General features: G+C 42.0%; 13 protein-coding genes. All 13 read right to left on the bottom strand.

Annotated elements, in window-relative coordinates; translation table 11 throughout:
- Positions 1–147: 147 nt before the first annotated feature.
- Positions 148–417: a holin gene (locus tag MHI32_RS01700; protein WP_076205571.1), complete on the bottom strand. Its 270-nt coding sequence runs from the start codon at positions 415–417 to the stop codon at positions 148–150.
- A gap of 2 nt (positions 418–419) precedes the next feature.
- The gene (locus MHI32_RS01695) at positions 420–1,568 is read right to left on the bottom strand and encodes an N-acetylmuramoyl-L-alanine amidase (RefSeq protein ID WP_340011798.1); all 1,149 of its coding nucleotides are present in this window, start codon (positions 1,566–1,568) and stop codon (positions 420–422) included.
- Positions 1,569–1,809: 241 nt separating this feature from the next.
- Positions 1,810–6,468: a hypothetical protein gene (locus MHI32_RS01690; RefSeq protein ID WP_340011797.1), complete on the bottom strand. Its 4,659-nt coding sequence runs from the start codon at positions 6,466–6,468 to the stop codon at positions 1,810–1,812.
- A 12-nt stretch (positions 6,469–6,480) separates the two neighbouring features.
- Positions 6,481–6,711: a transglycosylase SLT domain-containing protein gene (locus MHI32_RS01685; RefSeq protein ID WP_076275586.1), complete on the bottom strand. Its 231-nt coding sequence runs from the start codon at positions 6,709–6,711 to the stop codon at positions 6,481–6,483.
- A 149-nt stretch (positions 6,712–6,860) separates the two neighbouring features.
- The gene (locus MHI32_RS01680; RefSeq protein ID WP_340011796.1) at positions 6,861–8,252 is read right to left on the bottom strand and encodes a hypothetical protein; all 1,392 of its coding nucleotides are present in this window, start codon (positions 8,250–8,252) and stop codon (positions 6,861–6,863) included.
- 425 nt (positions 8,253–8,677) lie between these two features.
- Positions 8,678–9,205 carry a hypothetical protein gene (locus tag MHI32_RS01675; protein ID WP_076308605.1) on the bottom strand — a complete coding sequence of 176 codons (528 nt, stop codon included), beginning with the start codon at positions 9,203–9,205 and terminating at the stop codon, positions 8,678–8,680.
- A gap of 65 nt (positions 9,206–9,270) precedes the next feature.
- Positions 9,271–9,918, bottom strand: a complete 648-nt coding sequence (locus tag MHI32_RS01670) for a hypothetical protein (protein WP_340011795.1) — start codon at positions 9,916–9,918, stop codon at positions 9,271–9,273.
- A 10-nt stretch (positions 9,919–9,928) separates the two neighbouring features.
- The gene (locus MHI32_RS01665; RefSeq protein ID WP_340011794.1) at positions 9,929–11,338 is read right to left on the bottom strand and encodes a hypothetical protein; all 1,410 of its coding nucleotides are present in this window, start codon (positions 11,336–11,338) and stop codon (positions 9,929–9,931) included.
- Positions 11,335–11,895 (bottom strand): hypothetical protein, encoded by a 561-nt coding sequence (locus tag MHI32_RS01660; RefSeq protein WP_340011793.1) that lies wholly within the window; start codon positions 11,893–11,895, stop codon positions 11,335–11,337. Before MHI32_RS01660 ends, MHI32_RS01665 begins: the two co-directional genes overlap by 4 nt.
- Positions 11,896–11,903: 8 nt before the next feature.
- Positions 11,904–13,712, bottom strand: coding sequence for a hypothetical protein (locus tag MHI32_RS01655; protein WP_340011792.1), 1,809 nt, complete (start codon positions 13,710–13,712; stop codon positions 11,904–11,906).
- A gap of 84 nt (positions 13,713–13,796) precedes the next feature.
- A complete protein-coding gene (locus MHI32_RS01650; RefSeq protein WP_340011791.1) occupies positions 13,797–14,624 on the bottom strand; it encodes an SGNH/GDSL hydrolase family protein in 828 nt (275 codons plus the stop codon).
- Between the two features lie 126 nt (positions 14,625–14,750).
- A complete protein-coding gene (locus MHI32_RS01645) occupies positions 14,751–15,029 on the bottom strand; it encodes a hypothetical protein (RefSeq protein WP_340011790.1) in 279 nt (92 codons plus the stop codon).
- 20 nt (positions 15,030–15,049) lie between these two features.
- On the bottom strand, positions 15,050–17,002 hold the full coding sequence (locus MHI32_RS01640) for a GDSL-type esterase/lipase family protein (RefSeq protein WP_340011789.1): 1,953 nt from the start codon (positions 17,000–17,002) through the stop codon (positions 15,050–15,052).
- Positions 17,003–17,006: the final 4 nt, after the last annotated feature.

Genomic DNA, 17,006 nt, shown 5'->3' with positions numbered 1-17,006 from the left:
CGGACCAGCCGCCGCGATTGAGTATATATGAAGAAACATGTTCAGCCATTGGTATAGTTATGAGAGTTGGTTGTATAGGCATGTAATCACTCCTTACCACCATTATAAACAAAAATAGCCCCTGCGCTAGGCAAGGGCTTTTAGTCGTTACTTGGTGTGACCGGGATTGTTCTTCACCAGTTCAAAGATCCCTGTAGATGATAGCCCGGCGAATGCACCTGCCCATAGTCTCGGAACAGTTTCAAGGTCAGTAAAGATGTAACCGAGGTATCCAGCCAACAGACCGATCACAAGACCGATGATAGGAATTAGGTTCTTAGGTACGCTGACGGTAGTCTTAACCAACTGCAGGAACGCCAATACGATTGCAGCCAGCACCGAAGCAAACACCATTACTTGATTCAGCATGTCATTCATGGTTAAACAGCCTCCTTAGGGTAAATGAGTACACGTTTGGTATTTACTGCATCGGGATCAAGGAACACACTCTTAACTAATCCAAGACTCTGTAAGTCAATTGATTTAATATAGCTGGAACCATTGATGATCTTCGTCTCAAGCACATTTCCGTTTACAACGATTGATTTTTTATCGAACAGCCATGTGTTAATTCCCAAAGCATTGAAAGAATCACGTACAGGTATCCAGCTGCGTCCTTCAATCAGCAGCCCCAACAGTGAAGTTTGACCGATGATGATCTCCACCGGAAACATTCCGGACGGAAGCACTACAGGTTTGGATACCTCGATGTACTGGCGGCCGAAGTATTGGCAAAAGCCGCGTGCGATCTCTTCTGCACATTCCTCACGGTAGGCATCGGACATCAGTAGTTTCGCTTCGTCTGGATTGTCCATGAACGCACCTTCAACAAGTATGCCAGGCATATCAGCTTCACGAGTAATGTGTAAGTTAGATGTCTTAAGTCCGCGATTGATCAATGGAGTGCCTTTTACAAGATACTCCTGTACATCCTGCGCGAGCTTCTTGCCTTCTTTTGATCCAGCGCGGTAGTAGATTTCGATACCTTTTACCATACTGTTCCAAGTGTTGCCTGCTGCGTTAGCATGTACGGATACGATAGCATCTGCTTTACGCCCGAACCCGTTGGAGATTTTGTTGTTGGCTAGGTCCGTACGGGTTTTAAGCGGTACGTCCGTATCTCCTGCAGATACATGGATCACATCGAAGTTATTACGCTTCAAATGGACGTTAAGCTTATCTATAACTGCACGATTAAATTCGTTTTCCTTCATATAAGTACCATCTGGAAATAGCGGTGTACGTTTCCCGGCCGTTTCCATTCCATGTCCATCATCGGTTGCTATTAGTATCTTGTTCATGTTGAACAGCCTTTCCGGGGCTTCTGCCCCCTGTGATAAGTTCGATAATGTAGTTGAGCTCTTCCGATCCAGTCTCTTTAATTGTTTCGTACGACCATACAATTTCGTCGGCTGCCATTTTCGCCCACCTAAAAATTCGATTTGGTTTGTTGCCCATCTTCGCCAGTCCTCATTTTCATCTGCCAGATATGGAAAGTGTGCAGTTAGGAATCTCTTAAACATCTTCATTCCTGACCGTTTCCCGAATAGGTAGAACAGGTAAAACAAAAGAGCCTCCCACTTGAGAGACTCCATGTTTTTTAATAGGTAATAAGCAATTTCATACAGCGTCTCGAGTACACTCCACAATAGTTTCACCGCCGTATAAAAAGAGATCCTTAACTTCAGGGCCATGAAAAAGCAGTATCAGATATAGTAGATCCTCCGATACTGCTGATTGTCTTAGTTCGCTTTCATCATATTCAATCATTTAATCACCCAACCTTGGGAATTCATTGACCATCTTTTCCTTGGCGGACTTAGCAGCTTCTTTTAGGATCTTCTCCATTGCCTTAGATTGATCATCTAAGCTCATTGATGTATCAAGTTCAGATACGAGACGTTTGGTTTCCTCCCCTTGGAGTTGTGAGAATCTGGAGTACTCTTTTCCTGTCAGTTTCACGCCGTTGATTGTCTTACCTGGCACACGCGGAGCTAGTGTTTCGTCACCAGTAGCAGCGATAAGGTCTACTATTTTACGAGCTTCATCGGAAAGCTTATAGTTGGCTGGAAATCCCGGATTCGCAAAGATATTGAAGGCATTTCCATCTTGATAGTGTGTTTGTTCTTGACCCAATGTGTCGTACTTCTTCGGCAGTGTCTCAGCAAGACCGGGAACCTTCGCTTTAACAGTATTCAATACCTTTTCTCCAGTTGAAGGAGAATACGTTTCGCGCTTTGTGTTGTCTCCGGACTGTTTGATTTGATTGGATAGCGTTGGCACGAACGAAGATGGCAGATCCGCGACTATGCTTACGATCTTATCTGTAGTCGTTTGACCTGTGTAACCGGACAAAGCATCCTGTACTCCCTTTAATAACGATTGTTCAGCCATGGTATTCACTGCACCCGCCGTACTGTCATAAATCAGTCCAGCAGCAGATGAACCGACTCCCTTTTTTGATCTTCCTTCAATATTTCCTTTTACATTTGCTCCAAGTGCTATAGCTACCGATACAGGCTGCATCCAATCGTAATTGTACAGCTTATCTCCTTCTTTAATCTTTGCATCTTCTTCATTAAACCCTGATTTAACGAAGCGATACAGAGCAGATAAGTTGACTTGATAAGCCCCTTTTCCTGTTTGTGCTTGGAGTGATCGAATATCTTTATCACCACTAGCTGTTCCTGTTAGGATTTTATTATCCATCAAGAAGTAACCGAGCATACTCAGACCGCCAGAACCAACAATTGCTCGGGATAAACCTTCTACTACTGCTCGCGGATTACTTTCTACTCCATTTTTATACATAGGTTTTGCAATCATACCTATGGTTCTCAGGAATCCTGCAGGACTGTATTCTAAAGCCCTCATGAGCAAAGCGCCTGGAGTTTTAGGGTATTTGATAATCAGATCACCGAGACCAAAGTCTTTACCGAAATTAAGACCTCTTTTAAATTTGGTAAACCCAGTAGCTAGTGCGTTATTATCTTGGAACGTAGCGTACTTACCATACTCAGAAGCAATTTTATTTATGTTTTCATCTGCATTACGGATAAACTCTTGTACATACTCTTTGCTTGGTTTAACGCCACTGTTAATTGCGTCCAGCGTTCCAAGTTCTCCTAGTGTCTTATTCATGGCTCTGGAGTAAGCAGCGTTATCAAAGCTTCTCAGCGCGGCTCCTAATGCCTTTTCGGTGTATTTCAAAGGGTTGTATTTTCCTTTGAATGCTGGACTTGCTAAGTCGTACTGAGTCTCTATACCGTTGATGTTAACGCCTCTCCAACCTGCGGATCCGCCTTCAATAAAGTTCTCCCAATACTTCCCTTGATTGTGTGTTCTGAATGTCACCGTCCGATCAGATCCGGTAATTTTTGAACGCGCAATGTCGATTGGCGTGGAAACGTACTTGCTGATTCTCTCCAAACGATAAAACAACTCATTACCTAACACGTTTCGAACCTGTGTTTTAGGATTGAGAAGTTGAGCCTGTGTTTGAGCGCTTGATATTTTCTTACCAAGTGATGGGTTATCCAAGCTTTGCAGAATCACCTGTAAATCTTGGGAAGCTACTCTTTTCGCTTCACCCGACAATTCATCTACTTGAGAAGCCAGTTTAAGCAGTGAATTCGCTTCATGTTCACTCAATTGCTTGGAGTTGATTAACTTTTGTGTTAATCGTTCAGCAGATGCTACGGACTGAGAAGTCACTTTTTTGTTGGATAGATCATATACTTCACGTGATTTCTCATAAAGAAACTTAAGTTGTGGCCGAATGTCTTCGCCTAAGTCCTTAACCATCTGCGCTGACCAATCTGCAAAGTTGATAATGTTTCTACCCATCTTAGCGGCGCCAATCACTGCGTAATCTGCCCAGATATCAAGTGGAGTCGAACTAACGCGAACCCCTTTGGCTCTCAGGCGTTCTTTTGCCGCTGCTTCCTGCGCATCAAGGAACTTCATAACGTTATCTTTGACCTTTTTATCCTTTGGAATCTTAGGCGCTTTAGGTTTGTATTCCTTACCAGACTCTTTTATGAACTGTTTGGACTCTTCAACGAACTTCTGAATAACGGAAGTCTCAGCATCCGTCAACGTTTCGCCTGCCTTAGCACGTTTAAGAATGTCTACAGCGTCGTTGGATAAGTCTTTTACGCCTGTCATTTTCTGATTGATAGTAGCCAAACCTTGGAGATCATCAGCCATTTGTGCTGTAACCTCAGCCTTTTTAGCGATCTTAGAAGAGGTTTCATTGATCTTATTGGCGTAACGTTTAGCCACCATATAAACGCCTTCTGGAGAAAGTTTGTTGTAAGTTGACAACGACTGTAGAAACTGTGCACTGCGTGTTGATTCTTTCAACAATGCATCTGCCATTTTCTCAGCTGCTTGGATATTCCCTTCTTTAATATGCGTGTCTATTAATCGTTGGGCTGTTATGGATTGTTCAGAAGTCATACCACCATTAGTATCCTCAAGGATGAATCTTGTAGCATCTGCACGATCCTTTAAACGTTCCTCTGCTTTAGCCAAATCCCCACGGTTAGTGGTCGGCTCATACTTCGTGTCGAGTTTAGTTGTGAATCCTTCCGGTGTCTTCTCAGAGTTTTTAAGCGTTTGAGAGAAACCGCGTTCGCCAACTACTTTCTTTTTAGGAGTCTTAGTGGCTGCCACTTCTGTAGTTGCTGCTACCTCTTTGTTCACTGGTTTAAGCTTTGCCTTTGGTTTAGCTGGCTTAATCTCCGTTTTGGGAACAAGTTCTGATTTTGGTTTAACATATGTTGAAGTCGTTGGTGTTTCATCAGGGAAAGCCTTCGACTTGTCATACTTACCGCTGAGCAAGAAATCAATATCTTCCTGCGGCAAAAACTCCCCTGCGTTCACTTTGTTTTGTATCTGCTGCTCCCGGGACAACTCTTGCACTGGATTGCGGATCACAGGCTCTGTATATGGCGCTGGTTCCGTTGCTTTTATATTGGTGTCCTTAAGCTTACTCTCTACAATCGGATCGTCTGTAACACGCCTAGCGTCTACGTTTTGTCTAGCTTGTTCGTAAAGTTTCTTGTTGCTAATTTTCTTGGCATTCGTTTCTTTCAGTGTTTTATATTCGTCGATAACGTCTTGGGCGTACTTTGTACTAAGTTCTATCGGATCGTAGTTTTTCATCGCTTGACGATTCGCTGTGGCCGCTGCCGTTTCAGGCGTTGCTTCGTTTAAACGGAAGGTGTACGGAGTCGATATTGTGTCACCAGATGGAGTTGTTTTGATCTCTCCTGCTAACTGCTTGCGCACGGTTCTAGGGTTAGCTTCGGGTAAAGCAAGTAGTTCAGGTGCGATTTCTGCAATTTCAGATTCAGGGATACCACTTTTACGAAAACGACTAAGCAAAGATGTTCCAAGTTCTCCAACTGCTGCACCTGCACCACCAAGAACACCACCAATAGCAACACCTGCAAGCGCGTTACGGGCGATTTCATTACCACTATCTTGTCCATTCATCAATCCAAACTCTGCACCTTGTATGCCACCAGCAAGAGCCTCTGTAGCTGCAACTTTAGCGACATTAGCAGAACCCGGAATAACCTTACTAGCACCTTTCAAGAACGTCTGACCAGCCTTGCCACTGAGCGCTTTAGCTGTCGCGTCATAAGAACTACCAATGATCCCCTGCCCTACAGGAGCGCCAGTAGGCGTAAGCAGAGGTGTTACAAAGTCATTGATGATGTCAGTAACCTTGTCTACCGCTTTACTTCCTGTAGAATCACGCATTGTAGCGCCTGAGTTTCCTTGGAATGAACGCGTGATTGCTGTACCAATTGGGTTTCCGTTGGTGATGTAGTTCATTACGTTTGCGTAAGTCTTAACAGCATTAGGCACATCATCTTCATAAATAGATTTTTTATTGATCTCATATTGAGAAGATCCCGGTATTTGAGAAGCGTTAGCAGGACCTTTTCCTGTTTGCTGCAATAGAGAAGCTGCTGGAACTTTACCCTGCAACGTAGAACTAATGTCATTGGTGATATTAGGTGTAACTGGAGCCAGTGTTTTTCCTGCGAACAGATTAGGGGACGCTGTTTCCGCCGCCTTTTGGTTCGCTTGATCTTGTTTGAAGTCTACTGTTTTCTTTGTTTCGGTTTTGGTGTTTGTAGGCTTCATCACACTGTTTAAGGTGTCTGTGAGCACTTGACTAGTGATCGCCTTCTTATCTGCCGCGGCTTGTGATGCCTGTTGTTCAGAAAGTAGTTTATTCTGTTCAACATATTTTTGCGGATTACGTAAGAAATCGTATTTCGTGCCTAGATCTGTAGGTTCAGAAGCAGCAGGAACCGGAGTAACTGCCGCTCTGTACGCTTCGATATTGTCAGCGGTGCGTTGTGATGTTGGTTGCGCTGCTATTTTACGTAGTTCGTCATACTTTCCCATCGTTACACCGCCTTAATACCATTTATTTTTATCCCAAAATTCCAGTGCTTTTTGAGGCGTTCCGTATCTATCTTTAATGTATTTAAGACCTGCTTTGGCTTGTTCATAAGGATCTGACCAATTAACGCTATTTCCACCGTAGTTCTTACGTGTGCCATCAAGGAATTGGAATAATCCTGCTGCTGTTGACTTAGGATTCTTAGCGTTAGAATTAAAGCTTGACTCTCTAGCTACCAACTCCAAAACATCGTTAATCCAGTTAGCCGGATATCCGCCAGCAGTTATGGCAGAAGATACCGCGCTTTTAGCTGTAGCATAGTTCTGAGGATTCGCTTTGGCATCTTTTTCAGCTTTGTAGTAATTTGTATAAGCCCCACTAGCCTGGGGGCTATTTACTCCCCCAAGTTATAAGCCTTTTGATATGCCTTAACATCAGTATCCGTGATTCCGTATTGTCTCAGAAGTGTGTCAATCTTCTCATCGTCATAACCAGACGCGCCGATTGCAGCAATTACGTCATTCTTATTGGTTACAGCTCCTTTAGAATCACGTTTAGCAATTGGATTAACGTAAGTCTTCGCATAATCCTGCGGTGTCATAGTTTTAGCTGCGGCTTGCTGTGCTTTTGCTTCTGCATCAATGATCGATGTTTGTTGATCCCATGCAGCGTTGTCACGACTGAGTGCAAGACCACCAGCGGAAGTATCTGCATTCTGTTGACTAATCGCTAACTGTTGAGCGAATTGTTTAGCTGCAAGCGTCTCTGTACCTTTAGGTAGTCCATACATAGTAGCTAATCCATCAGGGATAGATCCTGTTTGTTCTGCCACCGTCCAAAGATTGGTGAGCTGACGCTGTTGCTCGGCAGTTGTCTTGGATCCGTCTGGCATTGTCCCGGTGAGCTGCGCGTTTGTAATGCCTTGGTTGTATTCTTGTTCCTGTTTAGCTAATGCTTGAGCCTGAGCAGATAAGTCCTGCGACTGTCCAGCAAGAGTACGGATACCCGGATTGTTTGAACTAGCTTGTGCTGCTGTCTTATCAGCCCCGTAGAAGCTTGGATCAATACCAAGTGACTTAAGTTGTGAGCGTAATTTATCAGCCTCTGTACTGAGTACAGAACGTTCTCCAGCGGTGATACCCTCCGTCTCTGCTTGGGTTTTAAGCCCCAATAGGTTATTAATTGCTGTCTTGGCTTCAGGAGGTAGATAGTTACCTGTAAGCTGTGCTTCATTCTGAGGCGTGGTAACGTCTTGCTGATATTGTAGGCCGTATAAGTTCCCTTGATTAGCTATGTTGTCCTGGTATCTTCCATACGCTTGCTGCGCGTACTGCGGCAAAATGTTATTCGCTATATTTTCAGTGGTTTGATTCGCCAATTGGTTCGCTACCGTCTCGGAGTAAGAGGATTTACCTTGCCCTGTGGCTCTGAGTTGAGCGTTAGTGTTTTTCTGATTCACTGCTAAGTTTTGCTGTGCTGCCTTAACAGCTGCCTGATAAGCTGGGTCTGATTCAGCATCATAGGTAAATGGTGTGTTCACAGCACTAGATATGTTGCCAAGTGTCTGCTCTGTGCGTGATGGTGTAGTTGTTGCCGCTACCATCTTCTGTGCGGCACTTGCAGCTGTAGTAGGTGTCATAGTCTTTGTTGGCACTAAGCTCGTAGCCTGTGACATCGCTTGAACAGGGTTAACGCGTGAGCTTGTGCTAGGCGCTGTCGTTGGATTAGCCTTATAGGACTGCTTAGCCTTGCGGATCGTATCGAGATTGAACATACTCTGTGCCATAGTAGACCTCCTTGAGTGAGAGTGTATATAAAAAGGGCGCCAGATTAGCTGGACGCCCTTGAATGTATGTTCTATTACTTGTGATGCTAATGATACTTCATGCTGTCAAGTAGATTGAGTTTAATTGTAACTATTGTTGTATAAAATCCGTTATGCGGTCAGTTCAACGGACTTTGAATTTCAATGTTCGTCATGCACTGGTTATTTTACAAAATAGTAGATAACAAATGAAATCACAATAAATATACACATAAGTTCCCAAGAATCTATTTCGTAAAACTTTCTGAGGAATATTGACGATTCTCCGTGCTTTTTCAATGTATGATGGTATATCTTCTTAGCCGCTAATTGCAAAAGGATAACCACTACAAGTAATGCGGCACACATTAAAAAAAGATATAGCATCGCTAGCCAAAATTCACCCATTACAGCCCTGATTCAGCCTTTAATTGGTCATACTCAGCTTTTAGGGTATTGTATTGTGCCTTAGCATCTTCAACTTTCTTTTTCAAATCCGAGTTATTTGGATCGTCCTTTAACTGAGCTTCAGTTAAGGCTATATTTGCAGACAATGACATAATCTTTCCGTTCAAAATATTTAATTTAGTTACTACTGATTTATCAATCATCGGTGTTGCAGTAGGTGCTACTGGCGTAGGTTCTGGTATCGCCGTTGCCACTGGTTCAGCTTTTGTTGTCTCTGATTCAGACTCTTTCATTATGATTTTCTTCCCTTCTACCGTTAATTGAACACCTGCAGCTTGAGAAACTGCTCTTACTGGAGCATATGCAACACCATCAATGATAACAGCGTCTGCTATTTTGGTTCCATTTTGTTCAACTGTGAACAATCCCTGAACTTTTTTCCCTACTAAACTAGCGCTATCTGCAAATACTGATACACTTGTTAGCAAAAGCGCCCCTGCAATTGCTCCTGTAATTATCTTTTTCATGATTCGACAACCTCCGTAACAGTTTTTCCTAATTGTACCATCACAATAGGAATTTATACAGAGTGTTAAATATCAGCTTTCCCAGCTAATTCAGCTCTAATAGAGTCTAATTCGTCTTGTAATGACAATCCAGTTGACGCATTATTAAATTTGCTCCAACTAGGAACGGTTACATTATCTAAAGGTCCCGTTCCGCATTCAAGCTGCAAAGATCCATTTTGAGTCCCCACTAATAAGCTCAGTGAAGCAAGTATCCCCGAAAATCCAAACGTTGGGCCTAATATTAACGAAGGTGCTCCGCTATTACGAAATGTTATTGTCGGCTCATTCGTTATCCCCGGCTCTATTGTAAGTGAATTATCCGCATCCGTATAAACCGCCAACAAATCACCCGTGTTATTAAGTTCTGCCCGAGGAAAAGCGCCGTTACGAGTAGCTACATAGGATCCAAATATCTGCACCGACTCTATAAGTCCAGCTACGATGTGCCCTAGATTAGCTGTTATTGCAGACAATTCTTGGACATCCATACGGTCAGCGGTGATGGACTTAGCTTTCACATTTTGAAAATTGATATCTCCATTCAAAGTAAAATCAAGATCCTTCAGCATGATAGCTATCTGATTTGAAAAGTATTTAATATACTCGCGCAGTTCTCCTGCATCGTTAGTTTGTGGTGGTGCTTTTAGTTGGGACATTTTCCATATACCCATGATAAGCCTCCTAAAATAGTGATAGCTGTCTGATTTGACGAACTAATTCGTGTATCTTCGCTGGTCCAGTGCCGGATATCTTAACTCTGACTGTATTTTCGAGAACTACGCTACGCACCGGGATGATAATGCGCTCAACCTTTGAACCTGATCCAGTAACGGTGTGTACAAGGGTGAAGTCATTTCCGTCCTTTGTGGTAGATAAGAAGATGTTAATGGTTGTTCCTACTGGAATCTCGGCGTACAGCCACAATTTAAGCCACCGTTGACGTTGTGACATAGTAGGGTTGGTAAATGGCTTGGTGGTGAATGACCAGCTTACAGGCGATCCAGCATCGTTTGGAGATGAACCTAGCTTCAGTACACGTCCCAAGCTATCCCCGATGTACATAACATCATCCAGCAGCAGGAAGAACGTGGGATCAATGTTAGTCCATCTACTCCAGCAGCCTACACCTGTACGCGAGTCATAAACCATGATTTCATTGGTATGTGTGCGAAAATACATCAGATCCGGGTCTGATCCAGAAGATGTATTAGCATCCATCGAATTCAGATAACCACCCACAATCTGCGAAAACTCCTGATTAGGAAGGTTGCCGCCAGCGTAATCGTATATAGCCCTCTGGTCGATGATGCGCATGATACCATCTTGTGCCGAAACAGATTTGTTATTTAACACTCCAACGTTGTCGGTAATGAGCTTTGTGACGAAGCTTGAAGGTACGCCGCCATATAGTTCGTGTAGGCTGTTAGGCATCCCTATGGTTAGCTTTGTAAGACTGCCATTCAGCATGTTTACATTTTCACCACGCGTGCTTTCAATCACCCTGCCGTAGCTATCCTCATCAGTACCTTCAAATAGATCCCATTTCTCCGGTTGATCTAGGGCACAGGCGCGTATTTCGTTTTTAAAAGCAACCCACATGCGATTCTCGTAGGTAGTTATATGTTTAGCTCCTGCTGGGACTCCTGCAAGATCAAAGACTGTTGATCCATCGTAGCGCTTAGCAACAATACCGTTTACACCGATTAGGTTAATATCAGCCCACTCATCACCTTGGAACACCGTAAACGACCACTCAGCGGACGTATCAAGACCAGTGAGCAAAGTGGTCCATGTGCTGCCGTTCCATCGATGCCAGCCCCCATCGTTGGCGATTACATGCAGCTCACTCTTCCACGCGCCCATTCCTAATATTCTGCTGCCAAACGTACCTAAAACAGAAAACCCCGACCTCACTGAGAGGGCAGGGTAATCACTTGTGCTCATATTGGACATGTCGGTAAGTTGTGACTCGGCAATGCTGTAAGGATCGAAGGTATTCAGTCCCTGCCACTGCCGGATGCTGATAGGCTCCTGAATACCTGGTAGTGGTCCGCGTAGCTCTGGTATTTCGTACTGAATCAGCCTACTCATTGTGCAACACTCCCAACGTAGTTTTGGGCCGCTTTGTTCCATGCAGTCTTGTACTGTGCTTCATACCGGCTAGATTTAACATCGTCGTCAACCGCACTTGCTAAGAAGGATGCAAGCCCCGGTATAAAGCTCCAATGATACTCCTCAGGAGCCTCTGGAACCGCGCTCAGGTCGCTTGGAGTAAAGTTGGTTGTAGCAATCCTACTGTAACGTAAAACGCCCTGCAAACCGCTGCTATACGGTGCAGGACGCAAAGTTAGAGTATATGTGCTGTCGTCGAATGTATATGTGTTCTGTAACGGGTTAGGCGCGATGGGTAGTAGCTCCTTATACTTGATTAGCCCCACAGTTAGAAGGTCAATATTCTTCAGCCTTACTTCAGCTGATAGTGTGTATGTGGCCTGATCTACTAATGGGTTGAGTGATATCACCCGTGGTATTTTGACTACGTTGAAAAAGTCTTGGTTGAGTGCGTTCAGCCACATTACCTTGTCGGATATAGGCACTTCGTTTGGTACCAGTAGGTCAGCTTCGTTGATGATTTGTTGTAAGTTCATTTTACCACCTACATATCTTGGATTTTCGTTACATTAAGCACTGTATAAGAACTATCAGCACCATTTATGTTTAAACCAGATCCGCTTGATTGGTACACTTCCACATAAACACTACCAGTTGTAGATAAAACCCTCGTTGTGGACACCGTTAAATCAAACTGTGTCGTTTCTGCGTCTACGTATACATTTGATAGTACCCCGTAAACAGAATGTACGATTCTAATACCTCTTTTTCCTGTAGCATTTGCTGAAAATATAACATTAGCACTCAAGGAATACACACCAGATTCAGCGATATTAACAACGTTGGTTGAAGTATTCAAAGACATGTCACCATTTTTTTGGATGGATACCGTGTTTAGCTGCCATTTCTGCCAAGAACCGCTTGTAATGGATTGCAGAGTCGTCTTAGATGCTTCGATGAATGGTTTAGCGATTGTGTTAACTACCATTCCCTCTATGCTAGATTTGAATATGCAACCAATGGACTCAAAGTTTTCTCTCGTCGCGGTTAATACAGATCCATCAAATTCAATGTTTTTTCTACCAACATTTTGTACATATGATCCGTAATACTTAAAACTTGAACCCATTAAGCACAGTTTTTGAACTCCTGCACCACTAGAAAAAGTACATAAGATGTTATTCTTAGAGAAGTATAAATTGTTTGCGCGATTAAAACTGCATCCTTGCACGTTATAAACAGAATCATTGATGATTGGGGTTTCATTTGCGTTATTTTGGAACCACACATCTGATTTTCCAGCGTTATCCTCGAAATATACACCTATAAGATTGCAAGCAACCCCACCTTGATATCCTGCATCTTCAACCTTTATTCCCCATGAAAAATCACTCATGTTATTTGGGTTATTATATCCATTGTTAGCAATCATTCCACCAATAAAGTTGAACTCAGTCCCGCCTTTTGTATGGATTCCATACTGCAAACAAGCACCTACAATACATCCATAAAAGTTGAGAATGTTAGGTCTTGTGCTATAGGAATTAAATGGCGTTTTTTGTTCGAACAACATCCCTTTTTGGCACCATGATATACTTACGTTTTCAAACATGCTTTGCTCCATATCGATCATGTGCATACCAAAATCGAAACCAAAGATCTTCACGTTCGTCATTTTGAAATGGTTGTTGTTTGATGTTCTGATCGCTGTTCCTAAGTAATTATTCCCACTAAAACCCAAGTCACGTATATTTTGGTACGATGATAAACCTGCACTGCTGATTAATGTCTGGTTAGGTATTAACGACCCAATCATATCTAGGAAAACGTCTGATCCGGTGTAGTTGAAGATAGATAACCCTGCGCCATCTCCATATAAACTGATACGTTCCTGCTGACCTTCCACATTTCTATCCATGGTGATAGTGGCACTGGTTTTGTACGCTCCTGTAGGAAAATAGATATTCTTTCCTACAGACATCCCATAGTTAACAATATTCTGGATAGCAGTTCCATCATCAGCAACATTATCACCAATTGCTGCATTTAATGGAATCGGAGGGCTCTTAACATTTACGGATCCAGACCCTAAATTTTTATCAACGCTTATATCCCGTTCGTCTGCAGCATCCAGCCGATCCTTCAACCAATCATACGTAATGTCATACGGTGTACTATACCTTGCAATTGCCGCTTCTGAACCATTACTAAGCCCTGTAACCGCAAGCTTTAGCAGATGCAGTAAGTATTGCTGAGATATATCAACCTTGTTCTGTGCGCCTCCCGGCGTCTCATACCTCGAATCATCCTCGCTCGCAATCTCCGGCGTGGTTCCGCGCCATGGCAGTGTCATGGTAAGCCTCCTTTCTAATGCAAATAGCCCTCAGTTGAGGGCTCAGTAGTGCGCAGTATGGTCCGATAATACACTAAGACGTAATCAGATTAAGTTTAATCTGACCTTCACATATTCCCACATTTTTATATATCCTAGATCTATTGGATGCGACCCGTTCTTTTCAAACAAACTAAATAATGGGATACCTTCGTTATGAGAATATTGCAACATATTCTCATAATGAGACAGAAAATTATAATCATGTTTTTCACACACTTTTTTAACTACTTCATTAACTTCCCGCATTCCAAAATTCAAATGTTCTTCTCCGTTTGCAACTGGCGGCGGACTAAACACATACATCAACTTACACCTACTATTAACATAAATAAGTAATTCCTCTAAGTTCTTTTCGAATTCAGATACAGAAGAACAATCCCATCTATCATTAGTACCAACCATGATAAATACAACATCCTCTGAATCATTCACTAAGGATTCTCTATGCAAATTAATCCACTTTCCTGATTTACCAGGCAGACCATAGTTTTGAAAAGAAACAGATGAAAAGTTTTCACTGATGTACTCTCTAAAGTAATTTGACCAAGTGTGTATACTTTTCGGAGATTCACGAAATTCCTCATTGTCAACTGCGATAATCAAAGAGGAGTCTCCCCGTTTATGATATGTCCAGACACCAACTCCATAAGTTAAACTATCTCCGATAAGTTTAATATTACATACTGAGTTTGATACTAGTTTTTGATGTAACAAGCTATCTTTTTCACCTTGCTTAACCACTACATTGTTTTTAATACGGGTATATTTCTTAACAAATAAATTACGCATAAACTTTTCATTCTTCCATATGGTCTTTTGCAAAACCCTTTTGAGCAATATCTCGGAAATTTGGATAAAACTTCTTCCCACGGAAAACCCTCCAACTAAATTTATATATTAGTACGAATAGAAACATCATATACAAATATGGCTGGATATTCCATGACTTTCCTTCTATATTTAATCATCACAGACACTAACATGCTTAAATTAATTCTATTCGAGTACGTCTGTTGCATTTTCAAACTCAGGTAGATTCTTTAGATATTCATAAGCTTGTTTATCCCATCTAAGTGCAGAATCCTCACTATTTGGTGTGAAAAAGTAGTTCATAAAGCTTATAGGTGGTTTCCCTTCCTCGCATAATGTTTGTGATCCAAACACCCCTACATCAATAGAAATAATGTTCTTATTTCCGCTTAAATTTTGTATCCGCACATAAGATTCTTCTAATATGATCCCGGATTCCAATTCACTTCTCATAGAAAGCGCCATTCGTCTACCTTCTTTCGGCATTATTTTCTTGTAATCGTCACATCAAACTCTAAATTCCCGGGAGTGATCGCTGTGCCGCTTGCATTGAACAACCTCACATATAAAGTTGTTCCTAATACGGAGTAACTAAAGAATAGAGATGTATCCAACACACTTTTAGGAGAAACAACATATGAGTTTTTAGTGGTATCTGCTGTTGGTATCGTAGCAGTTAGGCCGCTTAAGGTCATTGAGTTAATAGGAGCATTAAAGCCAAACGTGCGTGTGATGCCAGTTATTGGGTTCATGCATTTCCAAGCACTCCATGTGGTGTTTGTTAGTGCGTAACGGGAAAATATCAAATTCGTTCCGTACTGGTAGAACATTTGGTAGTTATACGGACTCGTCTCCTGAGTGCGATAGGTCACAACTGTACCCCCGGCATTATCAGGCAACCCGTAAATTCCAGTAGATGAACTTTGCATTGGTGAATAAGATATACCCCACGGATAATCAGTTATAGGCTTTTCTCCACTTGCGAAATTAAGAGCTAATTCAATGTTTCCAATAGCTACGAATTTCTTAAACACACCAAACTCAGAAAAACGGATGTATTTACTATTACTTCTAAATACCTTGTACTCTTGATATGAATAGTCATTATCATCTTTTGCTCTATAAGTAGTTAACACTCCCGGCTTACCCTCTGGGAAATCAGTTGAAATGGCAGATGATATTTGTTCATATGACATCCCAAAAGGATATTCTGTAATTGGAGTGCTGTAATTGTGTGTATTGAATGGGTAGTACGATGTTTTCACGCGATCCCTAAAGGAGTTTTGATCACTAGTGAATTTAAGCTTATTCTGAATGTTGTTCCACATAAACTGATATCCCGGATCTACAGGATGTGATCCAGTGGTTTGCAGTAATGTTTCGAAAGGAGTTCCAGTATCCGAAATATATTTCAGCATGTCTACATAATGGGAAATGTAAAAATAACCGTTGTCTTCACACACTCTAATAATAGTGTCGTTTACCGTTCTCATTTCAACGTTGATGGATGGGTTATCATTTAATACGGGATTTTCAATCATAACAATCATGCATTTAGCTCGGGCATTAACGTAAGACAGAATTGATCTGATATTAGTTTCAAAGTCACCTAAACCTCTATCATTCATCCCGAACATAACAAAAGCTACGTCCTCTGTTTCATCAAATAAAAAGCTTTTGTTATTACCAGTATTTACATACCTTGCACTAATACCGCCTATACCCTTGTTTCTAAAAACAATATTAGGATAGTTCGCATTGATATAATTTCTCAAAAAGTTTGCCCAGCACGGACATGTGTAGTTCGATTCCCTATATACATCTGTTCCGTTGTCGAAAATAATCGGGTTATCAGCTGGTATACTGAATCCTGTAGAACCCACGCCAGCAGTGATTGAAGTTCCGTATAAATTTATTTTAGTTGTAGTTCTCAGCTTAGATTGGAAAAATCCATAGTTCCATTTGTCTGAAGAGTCCAATCTCTTCTTTACATTAGGAAATGGAGTTCCAGAAACTGGTTGTCTTGCATCAATTAATTCTGCCACGCTGGTTCCGCTGTTATCAATAAAATATTGAATACGATCATCCTGAATGTCTATGGCTTCTTTGACGGTTTGGGCGTTAACTTTACCACTGTACTTATGGTTTTTCGCATCAAGTACTGGATCATCAACTTTAGATAAATTTACAGCTTTTTGTGCCAGTTTAGGTGTAGTTACAACTTCGTCTCTAAGATGTCTTGTGACAATAGCGCCGTTTTGTATATCAAGTTCTGGTGCGTTTTTAAAAGTGTTTAGCTTCTGATCTGAATAATCTTTTGCATTCTGTTCAGCCCTATCTGCTTTATACTGTGCACCGCCCGGAGTCTCATAGCGCGGATCGTCTTGATCTGCAGTGTTTTGACTGGTGTTTGTTTTCCAAGGATAACGATTTGTCATGGTA

Origin of the sequence: Paenibacillus sp. FSL H7-0690, from assembly GCF_037980415.1 — a bacterium.
GTDB classification, from domain to species: Bacteria; Bacillota; Bacilli; order Paenibacillales; family Paenibacillaceae; genus Paenibacillus_AQ; species Paenibacillus_AQ odorifer.
Note: the sequence above shows the minus strand (reverse complement) of the source record. Positions and strands in the feature narration are given on the sequence as shown.